Consider the following 21,169-nt stretch of genomic DNA (forward strand, 5'->3'; position numbering starts at 1 on the left):
TATATATACATGATTATACATTTTAATTTATTCATGAAAATCTCAATCCCGAAGTGCCCCACCGGGAACCCAAACAATGGACTAGTCTAATGCGTACAGATTATTACTTTGTAAAAGGCTCCGAGTAAGGAGGAGACTTTTACAATGTTAGAAGCCTGTAGCTGTATGACCTGTCCATTTTTGGGTGGTGGTTAAGGCACCAAAATGATTATGAGATAAAAGACCTTGTCCTTTAGAAAATGCGTATATAGGAATACTAACTACATATATTACATCAGTAATAAGAAAATTTAGTTATATGAATATACAGTTACAAATAATATCTAATAAAGTTTATGTATGTAGATATATAAGAATAATACTTGGAGTGGCGGTAGCCACAAGGAGCACACAGTGCTCCTAATATATTTATTCATTGCTGCCGCAGGCTACAATAAATAATGAGAAGTTCAAGATATATAAGATTTTTATAACTGTTCAGGATATACTAACATAACATATAAGTACTAGAAATAGCGTAATCTATAAATAGCTTGAACTTCTCTTCCTTAGGAGTGAAGCGACGTTATTAGATTACAAAAAATGGACTGAATGAAGCTATAGCTAAATTTAAAATTGTCTAATAACTGTAATAGATTTATTCTGTCCATCTTAACTCCTTATATTATTTTAATTTGTAACATAATAATATTGATACAATAATATGAAAAGTTGTAAATAAATATACTTGTAATATAATAATAATTATATAAAGTGATATTAAATAGTTAAAGACTCTAGGCTTATAAAAAATTATATTAAAAGTATACAATTTATGTGGTTAGGAGAAAGCTTATGCAAATTAATTATATGACTCTAATTATGAATTGGATCAATTTTGGGGTAATAATTTTAATAATAATAGTAATATATAAAGGGGTAAACGCATTTAAAAGCTTTATAAAAAAGAATAAACAAATGAATGAAAAATTGGATATTATTTTAGATACACTTGAAGAAAGCAAGAAATGAATTTAAGGTGTTTTTTTTATTTCTTGATAGTAAAGTATGATGAATTAAGAACAATATTTTTTAGGAGTATAAATATGAAACTGGTATGTAAATTATGTAATATAGAAATAACAAATCATTTGGTAGAGCTACAGAATTTGAATTTTCTAAATGAGAATGATGGTGAAGATTATATTCCTTCTGGTTTTTATATAGTTGGAGATGGAAGATATGATAGCAGGTCTAAAGGTAGGATAATTATTAATTTAAATGATTTAATTAATTCAAAGCATCACTCCGATGCATCTCGATTAAACGGATGTTGTGGACTTGATGGCTTAGATGGCATAAATACTGTTTGCATTAATAATCATGAAATTGGTACTGAAAACTCAGACTGTTGGATGGCTCACTATATTACACTTGAACCAGATATGATAGGATGGGTAGAAGATTAAGTGGTCAAGATTGATTCGTAATTTTCTTAATTTGTGTATCATTTTATAATTTAAATTCAAATTAAACTACTTAGTTTCGGTGTTCCAATACAAATAAATTTAAAGGCGATAAACACTATAAAATGGATCCTATAGAATGGACAGTTAGAAAAAAGGCTTATAAAGCTAAATTTCTTACTGACTCTATTTTACAGGGTCTTTTTTTGTTACAATTAATTTCAGTATAATTGGAGGGATGTTTATGGGCGTCAATCATTTTACAGAAGAACAACAAGAAGAATTGCGAAATAATCCATATATCGAAAAAGTTAGTAATAAATCAATAACTTATACAACTGAATTTAAAGAACTGTTTGCAAAAGAATACCGTGCCGGAAAAATACCATCTCAAATATTGACTGAATGTGGAATTAATCATAAGTTCTTAGGTAAAAAACGTAAGGATGCTCTTGTTGCAATGGTGAAGAGATGTGAATTTCGCTCAGATGGCTTTGAAGATATAAGAAAATGTAACTTAGGTCGTCCAGTTGCAAAGGATTTAACTGATGCTGAACGAATTGCCAGACTCGAACATCAAATTAAATATTTAAAACAAGAAAATGAATTTTTAAAAAAAATCGAATTTCTAGACAAACAAGCCGAATGGAAGAACAAACAGAATCAACGCCAGAAGAAAAATTCAAACTCATCCAAGAAATGACTCAGCGTGATAATAATGAATTAAATATAAGTTGGCTATGTAAAATGGCTCGCGTGTCGCGAAGCGGATACTATAACTGGCTTCATTCATTTGGGCAACGATGTAATAAGGAAGAACAGGATAGAGCTGATTTTACACTAATATTAGAAGCCTATAAGTATCGTGGATATGATAAGGGTAGACGTGGAATATATATGCGGCTGCTACATATGGGCGTGCGAATGAATCAGAAAAAGATTAGCCGTCTAATGAAGAAATACAATCTCTTTTGTCCAATTAGGAAGGCCAATCCGTACCGTAGAATGGCGAAAGCTCTTAAGACAGATGCCATATCTGATAACCTTGTAAAACGTGAATTTGTAGAACATGGTGCAGGGAAAATACTTCTTACAGATATCACATATTTATTTTATAACCATGGCTGTAAAGCTTATCTTTCTGTCATTAAAGATGCGTATACAAAACAGGTTCTGTCATATGTAGTAAGCGAGTCTCTTGAAGTTGATTTTGTGTTAGAAACTATTAATAACTTAATTGATAAACATGGAGACAGCCTTCAAATGGATGCTATTCTTCATTCAGATCAAGGCTGTCATTATACCAGCATTTCTTTCCGTCAGTTGCTGAAAGACAAAGAGCTGAGGCAGTCTATGTCACGAAGGGGAAATTGCTGGGATAACGCACCGCAGGAATCTTTCTTTGGGCATATGAAAGATGAAATACATCTAGACAGATGCAGTACTTACGATGAACTTTGCAATGAAATTGATAATTATATGGACTATTATAATAATGAACGTTATCAGTGGAAACTAGCGAAGCTGGCACCAAATCAATATGCAGAATATATAATAACTGGAAAGCATCCGCTCAACGATGAACAGACAGGTCTTCCATGAACTGGGTATGGTAACGTTGGCTATACATAGCCCGGTATTCATCCTTAATCAGTGATTCAGAACTACACTCTGGATTGATCATGTCATAGAAATACATTTCATATGCGAGGTCATGGAAATCGGTTTTTAAAATCCATTTCAGCACATAAAACAGATAGTCAAGTTCTTCTGTAATTATCACAGCTTCCATCATTTGTACATAAAACCATATCCACTTCACTTCATTAAGCTGTTCGCAATAACGAATAACATAAGAGGGAATATCATCACTTAACATAGATTCCTTGAAAGTATTTAAGTTTTCTATAAATTTTCTATTTATCATAATAATACAAGATACAGTTAGCTATTAAGATGAACCAACATCAAATCCAAAGGATTCAATGTTGGCTCATCTTTTCTGCATCTCCTCCTTACGGATAAAATACATGATTTAGATTTAAAATCTAATGCCTTTTTTTATAAATGTCCTTGACAATGGGACCACTTTACTAATAATCAATGTTTATCGCCTTTTTACTCATGCCACTTTATGAGAATCATCAGTAGGACTCTCTGTATCAATAGCAACACCAAGTTTAGCTGATATTATGGTATTTAACTTATTAATTGAACTTGCTAAGCTAACAATTTGCTTCTCTAAGCGTATTAGCAAATATGCAGACACTGCCACGGGAAAGCCATTATTAACAATAAGATCCATTAATTGATTTACTTCCATAAACTCACCACCTCCTATAAGAGATATATGAAATAAAATATATTAGTTCATATTTAGCTAATAAATAATTATCTAAAATTAAAATAGATAAGATAAACTAAATTATTGAGTGCCGCCTTCGTTTGCAATGTGATTATAATAATAATTTATAGCAACATCAACTATGGTACTGACACATACATTAATATCTGGATGGATGCTCTTTAATTCATTTATCTTTCTTATGGTAGAATTTCTAAGGGTATAGCTCCTTTTAATATTTGGAGTTTCACCATCAATGGCAGGAGCAGCACCATTAGGTAGTGGAGTTCTTCTATTATCAAACAGTTCTTTAGTAGAGCTTAAAGTATTTTTTATTTCTATGGAGTTAGTTATATTATTTTTAAAATTGCTGTTACTAGTTGAAGCTGTATTAGTTTGAGCATTGTTTTTAGGATCTTCTTGAATAGAATTATTATTAGATTTACTATCAGAGCTAGTTTGAATAATGTTAGTATCAGAATCATCAAAAGAGAAGGAAGATATGCAGTCACCAGTTATAGGAGTTTCGCTAGTAAATCCATATACTTCACCTTCATCATATTCAAAATCATTTTTAGGAACGTTTGATGTTTTTCTTCTAGCCATAAATTATATACCCTCCTTAGCCTTATTTTTATGTATCCTCGTAAAGGATATATGGTTATTTATTAGAGATTCTAAAATTCTAAAGAATTTAGGAATATATATTTTTTAGAATTTAAGAATAAAAGAACTTAAGAATGATGGAATTTAAGAATATTAGAACTTAAGAATATAAGAATTTGCTTGTAAAATGCGGGTTAGGAGATTAGATATACAAATTTAATCATGATTTTAATGTTATGTTACAGTATAAAACATATATCCATAATAGCAGCTCATAAATTTTAAAGCTGTAAATAAATTATTGGAGTGTGTTGTAAAAATGATTAGAGATGAAATTAAACTTAATTCAGAAGAAGGAGAGATTTTTGATAAAAAGCAGATTGCTTTAGCAATTAGGAATTCTACTTTTAATGATGAACTCCAATGTTCTTTAATTACTGAAGGAATACTTAATAAATGTGAAGGATGTTCTCTTAAATATATTTGTGATAGCATTGATCAAGTAGCTCAAAACTATATTGATAAGACTACAGATGTTATTAATAATTTTAATTTTGAATAAGTGGATATAGATTAATATAGTTATATAAAATAAAAACTCCTAGGTTAGCCTTGGAGTTTTTACGCTTTGATGCTTTCATAATAATGCGATATATTGTTTAATATTTTCTTTAGAATAGTGTTCTTTTTTAGGATAGCAGTAGAGTAGCACATATTTTTAAAATAAGCATATTCTTTTACAGTATAATTTTTATAGAATACATAATCTATGAGTTCAAGCTCATCTTCATTTAAATTCTTAAGGGCTAATTTTAAATCTTCATAATCACACATTTCACATAATGATACTTCAGTGGAGATTTCTTCTGAAGGAAGATTACTTTCAAAATTATCATGTAAACTTAATGCATCACTACCTTCAGTAGATCTTCTAGTTTTAATTCTTTTGATTAAATCACTCATATTATTTTTAATGGCATTAGTAGCATAGGCAACGAATCTATGCTTTTCTAAATTGTACATGTAAACAGACTTAAAAAGTGATTGGTAACATTCCTGCATAATATCATGTGCGTTATATCCATCAATGAAAGTTCTTTTAGAAATATTATAAATTAAAGTCCTGAATTCTTCAGCTAATTTTTCTTTTGCTTCTTCATCATTATTTTTACACTTGATAACTAAAACTTCAATATAATTAAAATCCATATAAGCCTCCTTCTGCAACTAAGAGTTATGAATTAAATATTTTACATATATTGTGTCTAATGTTAAATTTACCTCTACATATAGTATATATGGTTAAAATTCATATAACGTATATGAGTAATTAAAAAATTAAGAATTATAGGGAGAGATGTAAAATGAGCAATTTTATAATAGCTGCAGGTCATACCGCTAGTGGTAATGTTGGATGTGGAGTTATTGATAAGTTAGATGAGAGCAATTGTACAAGAGAAATTGGAGCTTTAGTTGCACAGTATTTACAGGAGAAAGGCCACGGTGTTAACTTACTTAGGATTGATAAGAGCAATAGCTATAACTGTGAAGATTGTTATGAAAGAGCAAATCAAGCTAATGAAATAGCAAAGACAAAAGATATAAAACTTTATGTTGAGATTCATATTAATGCAGGAGGAGGTAGTGGCCCTGAAGTATTAGCATTTGGAAAATCAGAAGTAGCTAATCAATATGCTGCTAAAGTATGCAATGAATTATCAAGTACTCTGAACTTACCTAATAGAGGAGTAAAAACAAGAAACTTAATTGTTCTTAACGAAACTATTATGCCTGCAATTTTAGTTGAATGTTTATTTGCTGATAGTGATGATGCAAATAAATATAATCCGGAAGTAATTGCAAGAGCTATTGTTAAGGGATTAGTTAGAGACGATGGTTCTAGCAATGGAGAATGGAAATTTGGTTGGAATAGTAATGATGTTGGCTGGTGGTATTGCACGGATATAGAAAATAAATATTACTATACCTCATATAATGGTTGGAAAGAAATTGATGGTGAGTGGTATATATTTGATGGTAAAGGATATGCATTGCAAGATACCTGGTATTATGATACTAATAATAAGTCCTGGTACTACTTAGATTCTGATTGCAAAATGCTTAGGGGGAGTAAGGATAAGCCTTTGTGGAAGTGTATAGATAGTGGATGTTATGCTTTTGATGAACAAGGGAAGATGTATTGTGATTGTGTTACGCCTGATAATTATAGAGTTGGCGGGAGTGGAGCTTGGGTTAATTTATAAAAATGAATTAGTTAGCTGAAATTCAGAGATATAATAAGTTAATATTTGATTGATGAAATACTGATATAAAAGTAGCTATGAATATTAGTGGAATTTAATAAGATTCATAGCCACTTTCATATGTAAAATGCTTTTGGTAATTGCTAAAATATTACATGTATAGTAATATTATATTAAGTCGATATACAATGAAATATAGTAATATACTTAATATAAAATCAAAATTGTAACGGAGGATAAAATGATAACTGGAGAAATTAAAAATAAAATAGATAAAATATGGCTTGATATTTATGCTGGAGGTATTACACAGCCTCTTACAGTAATTGAACAATTAACATACCTTATGTTCATTCGTTCTCTTGATGAAAAAGAAATGGAAAATGAGAGTTTAGAATTATTAGGAGAAGAAGGGATTACTAAGATTTTTCCTCAAACTGATGAAGGTCAATCCATGCGATGGAGTAAATTTAAGGATAAGGATTCTAGAGAAATTTATGATATTGTAAGCTCAAAGGTATTTCCGTACATAAAAGCAATGAATAATAATGAAGAGTCAGCATTTTCAAGATATATGGAAGATGCTATGTTTCTAATACCAACACCTCAAGTTCTTCAAAAGATTATAACTGGATTAGATGAATTATATGAGCATGACATACAAAATCTTGATATGCAGGGTGATTTATATGAATACATGCTTGGAAAACTTGCAACAGCAGGTCAAAATGGACAGTTTAGAACACCAAAGCATATTAGAGATCTTATGGTTAGACTACTTGAACCAACACCTGATGATAAAATATGTGATCCTGCTTGTGGTACAGCTGGATTTTTAATATCATCAGCAGAATTTATTCGTGAGAAATATGAAACTAAAATGACTACAGAGCAGTGGGAAAAATTTAATGGAGAACTGTTTTCAGGCTTCGATACAGACAGAACTATGTTACGTTTATCAGCAATGAACTTAATGCTGCATTCTATATCTAATCCTAATATTAATTATGCAGATAGTGTATCCAAGAGTAATAATATAGAAGATGAATATAGTATTATTTTAGCTAATCCACCTTTTACTGGAACTGTTGATGAAGAAGGAATTCATGATAATTTAAAATCAGCATGTAACACTAAAAAAACAGAATTATTATTTTTAGCATTGTTTATTCGTATGCTTAAAGTTGGAGGAAGATGTGCTTGCATAGTTCCTGATGGGGTAATGTTTGGTGCAACAAAAGCTCATAAAGCGTTAAGAAAAGAAATAGTAGATAACCAGCAGTTACAAGCAATTATTTCTATGCCAAGTGGAGTGTTTAAGCCTTATGCAGGAGTTTCAACAGCAATATTAGTATTTACTAAAACAAATGCAGGAGGAACAGATAAGGTATGGTTCTATGATATGAAATCAGATGGATTCTCATTAGATGATAAGAGAAATAACCTTGGTGATGGTGGAGATATAAGTGACATTATAGAAAGATTTCATAACCTTGAAAAAGAATTGGATAGAAAGAAAATAGATCAAAGTTTCTTAGTGAATAAAGCTGAAATTGAAGAAAATGATTATGATCTATCTATCAATCGCTATAAGGAAATTGAGTATGAAAAAGTGGAGTATGATGCTCCAGAAGAAATAATGACTAGGTTAGACGAACTTGCTTTGGACATTAGCTCTAAGATGGAAGAGTTAAGGGAGTTGATGGATAATGAGTAAGTGGGAAATGGTTGAGTTAGGTAGGATATGTGAGATTACATCAAGCAAACGTATTTTTGAAAAAGAATATATAGAACAAGGAATTCCATTTTATAGAACAAAAGAAGTAGTAGAACTGTCAAAAGGTCATAAAATATCAACTGAATTATTTATTTCAGAAGATAGATATAAAGAAATAAATAAAAAATTCGGAGTTCCAGTTAAAGAAGATATATTGATAACTGCAGTTGGAACTATTGGGGAAACATGGGTAATACCTAATGAAGATAAGTTTTATTTTAAGGATGGAAATTTAATTTGGATAAAGAAAAACGAAAGAATTGATTCAAATTATTTATCTTATTTTCTAAAATATAATATAAAATATCAAAAAGATAGTATGACAAATGGTAGTGCATATAAAGCATTAACTATAGTAAAGCTAAAAAAAATATTAATTCCATTGCCAACTATAGAAATACAAAAACATATTACGGAAACATTGGATAAAGTATCGGAAATAATTGATTTACATAAGAAGCGCTTAGAAGAATTAGATAATTTAATTAAAACAACGTTCTATGATATGTTTGGTGATCCTTATATAAATGAAAAGCATTGGAAGGTTTTAAAGCTTGGAGATACATTATCAGTTTTGACTGATTATCATTCAAATGGGAGTTATAAAACTTTACGAGATAATGTTAAATTATTAGATACACCAGATTATGCATTGATGATACGCACTACAGATTTAGAAAAAGAAAATTTTTCAGATGACGTTAAATACATTTCCAAGCATGCATATGAGCATCTTGAAAAATCAAAGGTATTTGGTGGTGAAATTATAATCAATAAAATTGGTAGTGCAGGAAAGGTTTATTTGATGCCATATCTTAATAGGCCAGTATCATTGGCAATGAATCAATTTTTATTAAGATTTGATAATGTAAATGAAATTTACGCATATTACTATTTAACAACAGAATATAGTACTAAAAATATAAATGATAAAGTAAGAGGGGCTGTAACAAAAACAATAACTAAAGATGCTATTAGAGATATAATCTTTGTTTTACCACCAATAGAACTTCAAAACAAATTTGCACAAATAGTAACAAAGATAGAAGAACAAAAGAACCTAGAAAAACAAGCGATAAGTGAAAGTGAGAATTTATTTAACAGTTTAATGAGTAAGTATTTTGACTAGTTAATAGGCACATTCCTTTGCTATTTTATTTCATGTGCCTAAATGAGGGGGATGTTTATGTCAACTAATTTTGGATTCCTTGAATCAATTGAAGAATATAAGCTTTTTGCATCAGCATGTATTGAAGCAGAAAAAGTTCTGAATTATTCTCCTGCTATGTCTGTCGCAGGTAGCAGAAAGGCATTAGAATTGGCTGTAAGATGGGTGTATTCAGCTGATAATACTATGAAGATGCCTTATAAAAATAATTTACAATCTCTAGTGCATGAACCAACTTTTCGATTTGCAGTTAATAGAGAAACTTGGAGTAAAATTCCTTACATAATTAATATAGGTAACCTTGGAATTCATACAAATAAGGCTGTTACAAAAGGAGATGCAATTTTATCTTTATCTTTTTTATTTGAATTTGTTCAGTGGATAGATTATTGTTATGGATCTGATTATGAAGAAAGAAAATTTAGTGAAACTTTATTAAGTGAATCAGTAGGCGATTTGAGATTAAAAGATACAAATGAAATGGAGAAGATATTAGAAGAGAAAGATTCTAAGATTAATAAACTTCTTGAACAGATTTCTAAAATTAGCGGACAATTAACTAAGAATAAAGATATACATAAGGAAGAACGTAATTTTACACCTGAAGATATTTCAGAATATGAAACACGAAAAAAATACATTGATGTAGATTTAAGATTATTAGGCTGGAAATTCAAACAAGGCGCGTATAGGGATTGTGTTGAGAGAGAAGTTCCTGTTAAGGGTATGCCTTCAGAGCTGGGATCTGGAAATGGATTTGTCGATTATGTCTTATATGGAAAAGATGGTACACCACTTGCAATAATTGAAGCTAAGCGGACAACAAAAGATGCAAATAAAGGAAAACATCAAGCCTGGCTTTATGCAAATTGTATTGAGGAAATGACAGGACATAGGCCAATTATATTTAATACTAATGGTTTTGAAACCTATATTTGGGATGATAGTGTTTCACCTCAAAGACAGGTTAGTGGAATATTTTCAAAGGACGATTTGCAAAAATTATACAATAGAAGAAATTTAAGAAAAAACTTAGATAAGATTGAAATAGATGATAAGACTACAGATCGGTATTATCAGAAAGAAGCTATACGTGCAGTTTGTAATAATATAGATGAGGGGCATCAAAAATCACTATTAGTAATGGCAACCGGTACAGGAAAAACAAGAACTGCTTCCAGTCTTACTGATGTATTGTCAAGAGGAGGATACGTTACTAATATATTATTTTTAGCTGATAGAAAAGCTTTAGTAAGACAAGCTAAAAATGATTTTAAAAATTATCTTCCACACATGTCTCTTTGCAATTTAGTAACAAACAAAGATGATAAAAATGCAAGAATTGTATTTTCAACTTATCCAACTATGTTAAATTCAATAGATACTGTGAAAAATGAAGATGGGAATAGATTATTTACCCCTGCTCATTTTGATTTGATCATAATCGATGAAGCTCACAGAAGCATATTTAAAAAATATAGAGCAATATTTGAGTATTTTGATGCTTATATTGTTGGATTAACAGCTACTCCTAAAACAGAAGTACATTCTAATACTTATGATTTCTTTGAAGTAGCTCCAGGAGTTCCGACATATGCTTATGATTATGATACAGCAGTTAACAAAGATAAAGTACTTGTTCCTTATCATAATATTGAGGTTGGAACTAAATTTTTAGGAGAAGGCATTAATTATGATGAACTATCAGAAGATGATAAAGATAGGTATGAAGAGGATTTTACTGATGAGGATGGAGAAATTCCTGATAAAATACCAGCACCTGAAATAAATAAATTTATTTTTAATCAAAGTACTGTAGATATGGTTATTAATGATTTAATGACCAATGGAATAAAAGAAGCAAATGGTAATCGTATTGGTAAAACAATAATATTTGCTCAAAATAAAAAACACGCAGATTATATAGTAGAGAGATTTGACAAATTATATCCAAAGTTACCAGCAGGATTTTGTCAAAGAGTTATATGTGATGATGACTATGCTCAAGATATAATTGATAGATTTAAAGATCACAAAAAAGAACCTCATATTGCAGTATCTGTAGATATGTTAGATACAGGCATTGATGTCCCTGAAATTGTTAATATTATATACTTTAAAAAAATTTATTCTAAAACTAAGTTTTGGCAAATGCTTGGTAGAGGAACTCGTTTAAGACAGGATTTGTTTGGGCAAGGAGAGCATAAAACAGAATTTTATATATTTGATTACTTAGGAAATTTTGAATTTTTTAGACAAAATAAAAATGGTATAGAGCCTAGTGTAAGCCAATCACCAGTAGCAAGTATATTTTCTAAGAAAGTAAAATTAATCTTTAATCTGCAAGATAGTGCTTTTTGTGATGATGATTATCAAAACTTAAGAACTACTTTAATAGATGATGTTGTAAGTCAGATAAATAATCTTAGTATAGAAAGAGTAGATGTAAAATTAAGACTGAGATATGTAGAAAAGTATAAGAATAGAGAATCTTTTACTTCTCTATCTGATAGTGATAGGAAAAGCTTAATAGATAATATTTCTAATTTAGTTGTTACAGATGAGACTGATGATAAGGCAATTAATTTTGATAATTTAATGTATGGCTTAATGGTTTCTCAAATAGAAGGAACAAAAGTCTTTAATAGAATAAAGAAGGATGTTATAAAGAAAGCTACGAATCTCTTAACCACAAGAACAACAATTCCACAAGTTAAAGCTAAAATACCATTATTGCAAAGAGTAATAGATGATGAATTTTGGAATGGCAGCGACATTCTTAATTTTGAAAAAATTAGAGTTGAACTAAGAGACTTGATGAAATTTGTAGATTATGGAGACGGAAGAAAGCCAGTCTATACAAATTTAACTGATTTTGAGACAAGCAGAACAGAATGCAAGGAAATGGATGCAGCTTATGAATTTGAAGATTATAAGCTTAAAGTAAATCGCTATATAGAAGAAAATAAAAATAATATTGCTATTCATAAATTGCATAATAATATTCCGTTGACTTCTACAGATTATAAGTCTTTAGAGAATATACTTACAGGTGAACTTGGTACTAAGGAAGATTATGAAAAACAATTTGGAAATACTCCATTTGGTTTACTAGTTAGAAAAGTTGCAAAATTAGACTATGAAGCTGCAACTAAAGCATTTTCTAAGTTTATTAATGAACAAGCTCTTAATCAAAATCAGATAGTATTTGTAAAAAGTATTATTGATTATATAGCTGAAAATGGATATCTAGAAAATGTAGCAGCTCTAATAAGAGCACCTTTTGATAAACCAGATAAATTTGTTAAATTATTTGATGTTGAAAAACAGAGAGAGATTGCTGAAATTGTTAATGGGGTTAAGGATAATGCTACTAAGATTGTTGGGTAAATATACGTATAATATTTTAGATAGCTGCTAAATATGATTTGTTTAGAATTATAGACTTAATATATTATTAAGCGTAAATTTATTAGTAACATTAAAATAGGAATGAAAAGTAGAAGGGACAGAAGGTAAAATATGAAAATATTATTTTTACATTTAAGCGATATTCACATAACAGATAAAGCTAATATAGAGCCTAAAAAGATTGATGGAATAATTAGTGCGCTTGAGATGATTAAGAATTTTGATGAATGCGTTATTATTTGTTCAGGAGATTTAACAAATAGGAGCAAGGTGAATGAATATAAGAATATAAAGAGGTTGTTAGGAAGTATTTTACATAGAATAAAAGAGTCTTATTTAAAAGATAAATTTATAAAGTTGTTATTAGTACCTGGAAATCATGATGCTGATTTTGAAGGAATTACAAGGACAGGAATAGATATTCAAAAATACTATAAGGATAATAAAATTCAGGAAAATATAGAATTAGAAATAAAGATGTTTGAAAATTTTTTTGATTATTCAAAAACTAATAGATGTTTTTTGAGTGATAAGATATTAGATAAATCAGTACAAAGGTTTGGAAATTATAAAATACAATTTAATTTAATAAATACTGCTTTATTTTCGACACTAAAACCTGATGATAAGCAATTACACTATTTTCCGAAAGAAAAATTAAGCTCTCTTTTTAAGGAAGAAAATGTAGATATAGCAATAACAGTTATGCATCATAGTACAGAATGGTTTCAATGGGAAAGTAAAACGCAATTAGAGAATGTACTACACAATAACTCATCAATTATATTTGTTGGACATGATCATGATTTGAAAACAGATAGGATAAATTCTGGAAATAAAAGTGAGACATTTATTTGTGCAGGTGGAATATTTAATAATAATGATATTACTGATGCATGCCAATTTAATGCGATGATTCTTGATACGTGCTTAAATGCTGTTGATATTTATGAATTTTGGTGGGATGAGAAAAATACTTTGTTTGATTGTAATAAATTGTACGAAGAAGAAAAACTTGATATGAAGAATAAGAAGCTAGTTCCAAATGAGAAGTTTTTAGAAAATTTTAAACAAGATGAGAAAAGAAAGATAATAAGAGAAAATGATTTTACAAAATATTTTGTGTTTCCTAAAATGATTGTTGAGCATGAAAGTGAATATGTAACTACAAAGGAAATAAATAATGAGGATGACTTCTTTAAAATACTATATGACAAAAAGAGCATTAATATTGTAGGTGGAGATATTTATGGAAAAACTACTGTATTAAAGAATATTTACATATCATTAATTAATAAAAAAATACCATTATTCTTTTCGGTTATTGATATGGATGGAAATAGAATTGATAAGATTGTTAAAAGAGTTTTTGAAGATCAATATAGTGATAAAAATGTTGAATATGTTAAATATCAGCAAATAAGTAAAACTGAAAAAGTTGCTATTATAGATGATTTTGATTTAATAAAAAGTGATGGGAGAAAAAAACAATTAATTGATTTGTTTAGAACAGAATTTGAATATATAATAATATCAACGTCAAAACAAGTAGAAGTTGATGTTTTAAATGCTGTTCGTAATGAGATTAATAATAAAGAAAAGTTTTACATATTAAAAATAGATAATTTTTATTTAAATAAGAGATCTGAATTAATTAAAAAAGTCTGTGAAGCAACGCAACAAAATAGTACTGAAAATACAATCAATATTGATAGTATTATTAATAAAAGTATAAAAAATAATATAGAATTATTCGATTTAAATCCTGATTTTATAATTCAGTATACACAATTTATTTTACAAAATATAAATTATCAAGATCAGAAAGGAGAACAGTTTTTAAATCAAGTATTTATAGCCAATATTACTACATCTTTAATAGAAAATACAACTAATGAAAAAATTGATGAAATGATTATACTTCTTGAAGAAATTGCATATTATATGCATTTTAATAAAAAAGAATTAATAGGTTTAGATGAAGTAGAAACTATTATAAAAAGATTTCAAAAAGAATTTGGAGGAGAGGTAAAACCAACTGAGTTAATTGATGTTGCTTGTAAGGCAAAAATAGTAAAACAACCTAATGGACGTTTTGCAATTAGATTCTGTAACAAAAATCAACTCGCATTTTTTATTGCACGTTCTTTAAATAGAAGATTTAATGTATTTGGAACAATGGAAGATATTAAAAGTATTTTAAAGAATATTTGTTTTGGTATAAATGATAATGTGATATTATTTTTATCTTATATAACTAGTAATCCACAGATTATTATGTTCATTCATAAATATGCAGAAGATTTAATGAGTGTCTGGAATGAAATGGATATAGATGATGGAAATATTGAATTTTTATCTAAAGTACCGGATTTAGGGAAAGTAGCTCCTCCTAAAACTGGAGATAAAGAAAAAAGTGATAAAAGAGAAGAAAAACATGAAGAAAATATAAAAGGAAATCAAATATTAGAATGTGTAAATATATATGATTATGATGAAAGTAAAATAGATGAACCACAATATAAAATCATACGTGCAGTAAAGTATACAGAAATGATCTGCAAAGCATTGCCAGCATTGTCTATAATTTTAACAAATAGTAATAAAGAGAAACTAGTACAGAGTATATATGAATATCCTAACAAAATAATATATAATATGTTAAAACCAATAGACGATAAATATGATGAACTAATAGCAGAATTAAGGGAGTTTGCAAATTTAAATAATTCAACAAATGAAAATGATGAGGAATTAACAGAAGAAGATATAAACATTATCCTAAAAAATATTGCACTTATTTTAGTTTTAAGTATATATGATAGGTTTGCATATCTTTCAACTAGTAAAAAAAGCATTCCATTTCTTGAAAAATATAATTTATCTAATTCAAATTATAAATTATTTAGTCTTTTAGTTAAAGTAAATAGCAATGACATAGACGAAGTTATTAGAAAAGCAGAAAAGGTATTTGATAATAGTAAAAACAAAGATGTGAGATGGATGATTAGAACAATTATCAAAAAGGAATTGGTAAATAATATAAAAATTGATCAAGGAAAAAGACAAAAATTACTTAACAAGTATTTTTCAGCTGATGAACAAAAAGAATTTTTAATTGAGCAATATAAAAAAATTAATTTAAAATAACAACAAGTATCATGTTGGTCCTGCCCCAACTGGTCATTTTTATTTCATAGATTATGACCTAACTATTGAAATAATGAAATGCATGTCATATGGCCACGCTGATGATACTTGCTATCTATATATTATACACAAAAAAAATACAAATATACATATAAATGGAGTAAGTTGAAGGGCGAATTATAGCTAGTATCAAAAAATAAAGTTGATGCATACAAATCAAACACTATTCTAAGGCACAAGCGTTTTGGTTAAAGTATTCTTTATATAATAGTTATAATATAAAGAATTGATATTATCTAACTTAAGAAATGGTCGGAAGAACTAAAATTTCTACCCATCTTCCGACCATCACCAAGATATGCTTTATTATTTTAAAATACAATATGTAAAGATATGATATTTTTAATCTAAGGTTTGATTTGTTTTCAATGACAAATAGATATAGTAGAATATGTTAAGTTATAATTTAATAAAACTATTCAACACACTTCTCACGTTGAGACTGTGATTCAATATGAGGCGTGTGTTGTAATATTTAGAATTATGTACTTTAATAATATAAATTTAATTTGCACATAAATAAATATAGTAATATACCTTGTGTAAGTGATAATTCCCTCAACTTTCCCTTAAGGGAAAAAACACAATAAAATACAGTAAATTATGATAAAATATAATAATGCTCTAAAATGGCTAAACATTAGTGTGTGAAAGTACAATAAAAATATGATTTAGTACAAGCTGTTTCTAATACAGAACTCGGCTATCACAAGCAGTAAAATTCAACAACTATACTGATAAAGATATTAGGTAATTTAATATTATTATCAGTTTTTTTGTGTTGGCAAATAAATTCATAGAATTAATTTTGGGGAACTAATTATTAAGGGATGTAGTAAAAATGATGTGTTGATGCAAAACAATAAAAGAGTTGTACTATAAAGCATCTTAATCTAATAATACAGCAATTCAGAAAAATAAATGGTGCAGTTGGTTGGAAAAGAATATGTAGATATGTTGAGATTTACTTATTTTTAATGTTATTTATATGGCAGAAAAGATGTAAAGATACCTAATATATAAAATAAGTGTGCCAATTAATGAAGGCATCTGATGTTTGGTTTTGCATAATAATAACTTCAATATTTATTAATTATTTATTACTTAGTAAGTAAAATATGTTGCATATTGAGTAAAATATAAGTATAATATATTTAATTTGTAAATGTTTTACAAATATAAAATTACTGATGATTGGATAAGCATGCAGGGGATATAAGAAGTTTATATAGTGGATCTATTGTTGTAGTATGAATAAATTATTTATTTAATTTATATTTGTTTTGAATTATAAAAGTGTAATGATTTAAATTTAATAAAAATTGAAGTGTTGATGGTGCTTTTGGTAGTTTTTATCATGAGTTTTAGAATATATTACTCAAATATATGAGAAAATATATCTGTAGGATAAATTAAATAATTAATAATGTACTATAAAAGACAACCGTATTAATAAACATTTTAATATTTCATATTACAAGATTATTCTCTGTGCTGAGTTCAAAAATTTATATCCAGTGAATATGTAGAATTTATTTTGAGCAATAGTATATTTTTGAGAATATTTAAAAGGGATGTGATTAATATGGCAGTAAAAACTAACTATAAGAAAAATGGTACTAATTATTTTAGAGTAAGTGCTGTTTTAGGAACAGATAGCAAGGGAAAAAGAATACTTAAAGAGTTTTATGGTAAAAGCAAATCTGATGCTGAGGAGAAAAAGAGAGAGTATCTGGAAGGTATAAAAAATGGATTAAATATAGATACGAAGAGAGTTCTTCTAGGAGAGTTAATACATACTTGGCTATTTGAGACTATTAGGGTTTCGGATAGAATAAAGCCTACTACGTTTGAAAAGTATGAGGGATTATACAGGAATTATGTAAAAGACAGCCCTTTGTATTCAATTAAATTATCAGAATTAAAAGCACTCCAAGTTCAAAGATATTATAACGTTTTATCAGACCTTGGAAAAAGCAGAAATCTTATTGAAAACTTAAATAAACTCTTGAAACAATTTTTTAATTATGCAGTAGATGAAGGGTATTTAAGCAAGAATCCTTGTCTTGGTAAAAAGATAGTTATTCCTGGAGAAAAAAAGCCAAGAAAAGAAGTTCAGCATTTTAGTGATGAAGAAATAGAGATTTTAGTATCCAACTTAAAAGATAATAGGTATAGGGAGTTAATACTATTATCACTTGGAACAGGATTAAGACGTGGGGAGCTTCTGGCATTAACTTGGGAAGACATTGATTTGAAGAATAAAATCGTAAAGGTTAATAAATCTTTAGCTAAAGTGTATATAATAGCAGGTGATGGTTCAAAGGAAAGAAAGCAAATAATTCAAGTACCAAAAACTCGAGGGTCAATAAGAGAAGTATCTTTTCCTGATAATCTAACGTCAATATTTAAAGATATAAGGATAAAACAAAGAAGAGATAGATTAAAATGTGGAGAATCATATGAGGTATCTGATCATGTCTTTACAACCTCTTCTGGAAGCTTAATAGATGTAACAAATCTATCTCATGCATGGGAACATTTATTAAAGAAATGTAAATTACCACATAAAAAGTTTCATGCATTAAGACATACTTTTGCAACAAAGTTATTTGAAAACGAAGTAGCTTTAAAAACTGTTTCAGAACTTTTGGGACATAGTTCTATAGATATGACTGCAAATACTTATACTCATGTTATTCCAAAGCAAAAAAGTGATGCAGTTGAAAAATTAAATTATATATTTAATTTATAAAATATTTGCAGGTAATTTAAAAAAATAATAGTAAAACATAATAAAAAACTTAGTCGGGAAAAAGTCGGGAAAATAGAAAAAACACCAACAATTTAGAACTCTAAATGCTGATGTTTTCTAACTTGGTGACCCATAGGAGAATCGAACTCCTGATTTCACCGTGAGAGGGTGGCGTCTTAACCGCTTGACCAATGGGCCTCACAACAAATATTATTCTACACCCATTTATTTATTATGTCAACAACTTTTTTGAATATATCCGTAAAAAAGGAAAGAGTTAGAGAAGAGTGCTTAAAATGTAAAAATGATTTGTTACATTTTATACAAATCATAATTTTCTAAATATTTAAAAAACATACTTGTTTTTCGGTGAAAATCTGTTAAACTATTATATAGTTAGTAATTTAAATAGAGGTGTATATTGTAAAATATACTCATCGCTCCTCTTGTATGATTTTTTGATCATACGGAATTACGACTCCTTTTTAATATTTTGTGGGATATCCATTGAGATTTTATTGTTTGTGAACAGTTTAATTTTGATGGGTATTATTTTTTATGATAAATTACTATATTTTATAATAAATTTATATTTAAAGCTTAAGTAAACCAAATGCTTAATTAATGCTAGAATGCAGAAAATCAATTGAAAGTTATGTTAACTAATAATTTTAAAGGCAAAAAGAGGATTGTCAAAATAAAATTTGATAATCCTCTTTTTTAATTTATACTACAAGCTTAAGTTATATTACTTGAAACTATTATTTTGAAAGCCACTCTAATACAGCGGGATTTGCGCATGCTGAAGTTTCAGCATCAATCTTTGTTACAAAGATAATATCCCCTCCATTAGCAACAGCGCTTACTTCATCAAATATTTCTTGTGCAGATAATGTATCTGTTTTTACAAAGAATCCTTCAGGCATAAATTGAGCCCATGAACCTAAAGATTTTATTTTTCCTGGTATATTAGTGCCACTGTGTACATGTTCATGAGAATGATCTTCTCTGCATCCACAGCCATCACCATGTTCATGAGAATGATCTTCTCCACATCCACAATCATCACCGTGTTCGTGATGATGGCCATGAGTATCGCTTAAAAAATATGTAATCATATATGCTGACATTATTATATCAATCCCTTCTAGCTTTTTTTATTTATATTAGGTTAACAAGTTATATTTAAATTATACAGTAATATTGATGGTTGTAAATTATTTCTTTGAAAATGTTAAATGTGGTTAGTATTTCATTAAGTGGAATACTGAACTTTTATTTAAATATAATTATTAGTGGGGTACTTGCAGAAAACAGATATTAATTCTATTTTTATGGCAACTAGAGAAGTGAAAATTTGATATGAATTTTATTAATACAGAAACAAAACTTAACATAACGCATATAACATAATAAAGCAGAATATTATATCATATTTAAAATTATTTTAAGTTAGAGAAATCTTTTAGTTAAAGGAGGGACAAGTATATGGATTTTGCACAGTATATAACACAAAATGCTCTGATTTTGATTCCTGCTCTATATATTGTTGGCATGGTAATAAAAAATACAGAAAAAATTAACGATAAATATATTCCCCTGATATTATTATTTCTAGGAATATTAGGAGCTGTTGGAATCATGGGCCCTAGCGTAGAATCAGTAATTCAAGGCATACTGGTAACGGGAGCTACAGTCTATACTAATCAACTAATAAAACAAAGTTGTAAGAAAGAATGAGGATTTTAATTTACCAGTAAAGATTTAACGACTACAATTTTATGGTTACCTTATTATATTAAAATTATTTTGAGGTTTATTGCTGACAAGTAAATACTGTCAATAATAGACCTCATTTTAGTTGAATAAAATACAATAGTCCTATATAATTTAAAATACAATAAGAAATGATTTTTAGGTTCATATAAGGTTAAGTGTATATGATTAAAAGGGAAAGTGGTTAAAATCCACTACAGCCCCCGCTACTGTGATGGAAGACTAATCTCTAAAGTATATATAAAAGTGCTCATTAATTAAAAAGTAGCTGCTTTTAAATAGTATACTGAAAAATCCACTGAGAAATTTTCTTGGGAAGGAAGAGAATTAGGATGAGGCCAAAGTCAGGAGACCTGCCTAGGAGTTTATAAAAATGCTATTCTTCGGAGGGAAGAAAACTTGCAAATAGCGGG

The 21,169-nt window shown here is 28.4% G+C and carries 16 protein-coding genes, 1 tRNA gene and 1 riboswitch; of the genes, 12 read left to right on the plus strand and 5 right to left on the minus strand.

Annotation, left to right across the window (positions count from 1 at the left end; all coding sequences use genetic code 11):
* Positions 1–834: 834 nt before the first annotated feature.
* From PZA12_RS11855 to PZA12_RS11870, 4 genes are all read left to right on the plus strand, one after another.
* A complete protein-coding gene (locus PZA12_RS11855; RefSeq protein ID WP_206491066.1) occupies positions 835–1,011 on the plus strand; it encodes a hypothetical protein in 177 nt (58 codons plus the stop codon).
* A 74-nt stretch (positions 1,012–1,085) separates the two neighbouring features.
* On the plus strand, positions 1,086–1,448 hold the full coding sequence (locus tag PZA12_RS11860; protein WP_181006059.1) for a hypothetical protein: 363 nt from the start codon (positions 1,086–1,088) through the stop codon (positions 1,446–1,448).
* 241 nt (positions 1,449–1,689) lie between these two features.
* Positions 1,690–2,148 (plus strand): HTH domain-containing protein, encoded by a 459-nt coding sequence (locus tag PZA12_RS11865; RefSeq protein ID WP_103699400.1) that lies wholly within the window; start codon positions 1,690–1,692, stop codon positions 2,146–2,148.
* On the plus strand, positions 2,145–3,047 hold the full coding sequence (locus PZA12_RS11870; protein ID WP_211969883.1) for an IS3 family transposase: 903 nt from the start codon (positions 2,145–2,147) through the stop codon (positions 3,045–3,047). Before PZA12_RS11865 ends, PZA12_RS11870 begins: the two co-directional genes overlap by 4 nt.
* A 520-nt stretch (positions 3,048–3,567) precedes the next feature.
* Here the strand turns inward: PZA12_RS11870 and PZA12_RS11875 are convergent.
* Together PZA12_RS11875 and PZA12_RS11880 are read right to left on the minus strand one after the other, a co-directional pair.
* Positions 3,568–3,768, minus strand: coding sequence for a YvrJ family protein (locus PZA12_RS11875; RefSeq protein WP_103699399.1), 201 nt, complete (start codon positions 3,766–3,768; stop codon positions 3,568–3,570).
* A gap of 102 nt (positions 3,769–3,870) precedes the next feature.
* Complete coding sequence (locus PZA12_RS11880) at positions 3,871–4,395, minus strand: hypothetical protein (protein ID WP_173715141.1); 525 nt, start codon at positions 4,393–4,395, stop codon at positions 3,871–3,873.
* Between the two features lie 319 nt (positions 4,396–4,714).
* Between PZA12_RS11880 and PZA12_RS11885 the strand changes: the two genes are divergently transcribed.
* A complete protein-coding gene (locus tag PZA12_RS11885; protein WP_078115686.1) occupies positions 4,715–4,957 on the plus strand; it encodes a hypothetical protein in 243 nt (80 codons plus the stop codon).
* Between the two features lie 59 nt (positions 4,958–5,016).
* Here PZA12_RS11885 and PZA12_RS11890 read toward each other — a convergent pair whose 3' ends face one another.
* On the minus strand, positions 5,017–5,604 hold the full coding sequence (locus PZA12_RS11890) for a sigma-70 family RNA polymerase sigma factor (protein WP_105412455.1): 588 nt from the start codon (positions 5,602–5,604) through the stop codon (positions 5,017–5,019).
* Between the two features lie 155 nt (positions 5,605–5,759).
* On the opposite strand from PZA12_RS11890, the gene PZA12_RS11895 reads away from it, so the two are divergent.
* The 6 genes from PZA12_RS11895 to PZA12_RS11920 all read left to right on the plus strand — a co-directional run bounded on the left by PZA12_RS11895 (position 5,760) and on the right by PZA12_RS11920 (position 18,980).
* Positions 5,760–6,659 carry an N-acetylmuramoyl-L-alanine amidase gene (locus tag PZA12_RS11895; RefSeq protein WP_206501129.1) on the plus strand — a complete coding sequence of 300 codons (900 nt, stop codon included), beginning with the start codon at positions 5,760–5,762 and terminating at the stop codon, positions 6,657–6,659.
* A 241-nt stretch (positions 6,660–6,900) separates the two neighbouring features.
* On the plus strand, positions 6,901–8,376 hold the full coding sequence (locus tag PZA12_RS11900; RefSeq protein WP_103699116.1) for a type I restriction-modification system subunit M: 1,476 nt from the start codon (positions 6,901–6,903) through the stop codon (positions 8,374–8,376).
* Positions 8,369–9,565 (plus strand): restriction endonuclease subunit S, encoded by a 1,197-nt coding sequence (locus tag PZA12_RS11905; protein ID WP_103699115.1) that lies wholly within the window; start codon positions 8,369–8,371, stop codon positions 9,563–9,565. The genes PZA12_RS11900 and PZA12_RS11905 overlap by 8 nt, the downstream gene beginning before the upstream one ends.
* A 57-nt stretch (positions 9,566–9,622) precedes the next feature.
* Positions 9,623–12,994, plus strand: a complete 3,372-nt coding sequence (locus PZA12_RS11910; protein ID WP_103699114.1) for a DEAD/DEAH box helicase family protein — start codon at positions 9,623–9,625, stop codon at positions 12,992–12,994.
* A gap of 132 nt (positions 12,995–13,126) precedes the next feature.
* On the plus strand, positions 13,127–16,165 hold the full coding sequence (locus PZA12_RS11915; RefSeq protein ID WP_206491022.1) for a metallophosphoesterase: 3,039 nt from the start codon (positions 13,127–13,129) through the stop codon (positions 16,163–16,165).
* 1,645 nt (positions 16,166–17,810) lie between these two features.
* A complete protein-coding gene (locus PZA12_RS11920) occupies positions 17,811–18,980 on the plus strand; it encodes a tyrosine-type recombinase/integrase (RefSeq protein WP_077856496.1) in 1,170 nt (389 codons plus the stop codon).
* Between the two features lie 123 nt (positions 18,981–19,103).
* Here the strand turns inward: PZA12_RS11920 and PZA12_RS11925 are convergent.
* Positions 19,104–19,178 (minus strand) — tRNA-Glu (locus tag PZA12_RS11925).
* Positions 19,179–19,741: 563 nt separating this feature from the next.
* On the minus strand, positions 19,742–20,110 hold the full coding sequence (locus PZA12_RS11930; protein WP_103699112.1) for a hypothetical protein: 369 nt from the start codon (positions 20,108–20,110) through the stop codon (positions 19,742–19,744).
* Between the two features lie 358 nt (positions 20,111–20,468).
* Between PZA12_RS11930 and PZA12_RS11935 the strand changes: the two genes are divergently transcribed.
* Positions 20,469–20,720: a phage holin family protein gene (locus PZA12_RS11935; protein ID WP_077844963.1), complete on the plus strand. Its 252-nt coding sequence runs from the start codon at positions 20,469–20,471 to the stop codon at positions 20,718–20,720.
* A 159-nt stretch (positions 20,721–20,879) separates the two neighbouring features.
* A riboswitch (cobalamin riboswitch) is annotated at positions 20,880–21,131 on the plus strand.
* The last annotated feature ends 38 nt before the right edge of the window (positions 21,132–21,169 follow it).

The sequence above is a fragment of the Clostridium beijerinckii genome, assembly GCF_036699995.1.
Lineage (GTDB): Bacteria > Bacillota > Clostridia > Clostridiales > Clostridiaceae > Clostridium > Clostridium helianthi.

Bases quoted from the DNA above. Each gene is read 5' to 3' on its own strand.
- PZA12_RS11855 (WP_206491066.1), top strand. From the start codon at position 835: ATGCAAATTAATTATATGACTCTAATTATGAATTGGATCAATTTTGGG.
- PZA12_RS11860 (WP_181006059.1), top strand. From the start codon at position 1,086: ATGAAACTGGTATGTAAATTATGTAATATAGAAATAACAAATCATTTG.
- PZA12_RS11865 (WP_103699400.1), top strand. From the start codon at position 1,690: ATGGGCGTCAATCATTTTACAGAAGAACAACAAGAAGAATTGCGAAAT.
- PZA12_RS11870 (WP_211969883.1), top strand. From the start codon at position 2,145: ATGACTCAGCGTGATAATAATGAATTAAATATAAGTTGGCTATGTAAA.
- PZA12_RS11875 (WP_103699399.1), bottom strand. From the start codon at position 3,768: ATGGAAGTAAATCAATTAATGGATCTTATTGTTAATAATGGCTTTCCC.
- PZA12_RS11880 (WP_173715141.1), bottom strand. From the start codon at position 4,395: ATGGCTAGAAGAAAAACATCAAACGTTCCTAAAAATGATTTTGAATAT.
- PZA12_RS11885 (WP_078115686.1), top strand. From the start codon at position 4,715: ATGATTAGAGATGAAATTAAACTTAATTCAGAAGAAGGAGAGATTTTT.
- PZA12_RS11890 (WP_105412455.1), bottom strand. From the start codon at position 5,604: ATGGATTTTAATTATATTGAAGTTTTAGTTATCAAGTGTAAAAATAAT.
- PZA12_RS11895 (WP_206501129.1), top strand. From the start codon at position 5,760: ATGAGCAATTTTATAATAGCTGCAGGTCATACCGCTAGTGGTAATGTT.
- PZA12_RS11900 (WP_103699116.1), top strand. From the start codon at position 6,901: ATGATAACTGGAGAAATTAAAAATAAAATAGATAAAATATGGCTTGAT.
- PZA12_RS11905 (WP_103699115.1), top strand. From the start codon at position 8,369: ATGAGTAAGTGGGAAATGGTTGAGTTAGGTAGGATATGTGAGATTACA.
- PZA12_RS11910 (WP_103699114.1), top strand. From the start codon at position 9,623: ATGTCAACTAATTTTGGATTCCTTGAATCAATTGAAGAATATAAGCTT.
- PZA12_RS11915 (WP_206491022.1), top strand. From the start codon at position 13,127: ATGAAAATATTATTTTTACATTTAAGCGATATTCACATAACAGATAAA.
- PZA12_RS11920 (WP_077856496.1), top strand. From the start codon at position 17,811: ATGGCAGTAAAAACTAACTATAAGAAAAATGGTACTAATTATTTTAGA.
- PZA12_RS11930 (WP_103699112.1), bottom strand. From the start codon at position 20,110: ATGTCAGCATATATGATTACATATTTTTTAAGCGATACTCATGGCCAT.
- PZA12_RS11935 (WP_077844963.1), top strand. From the start codon at position 20,469: ATGGATTTTGCACAGTATATAACACAAAATGCTCTGATTTTGATTCCT.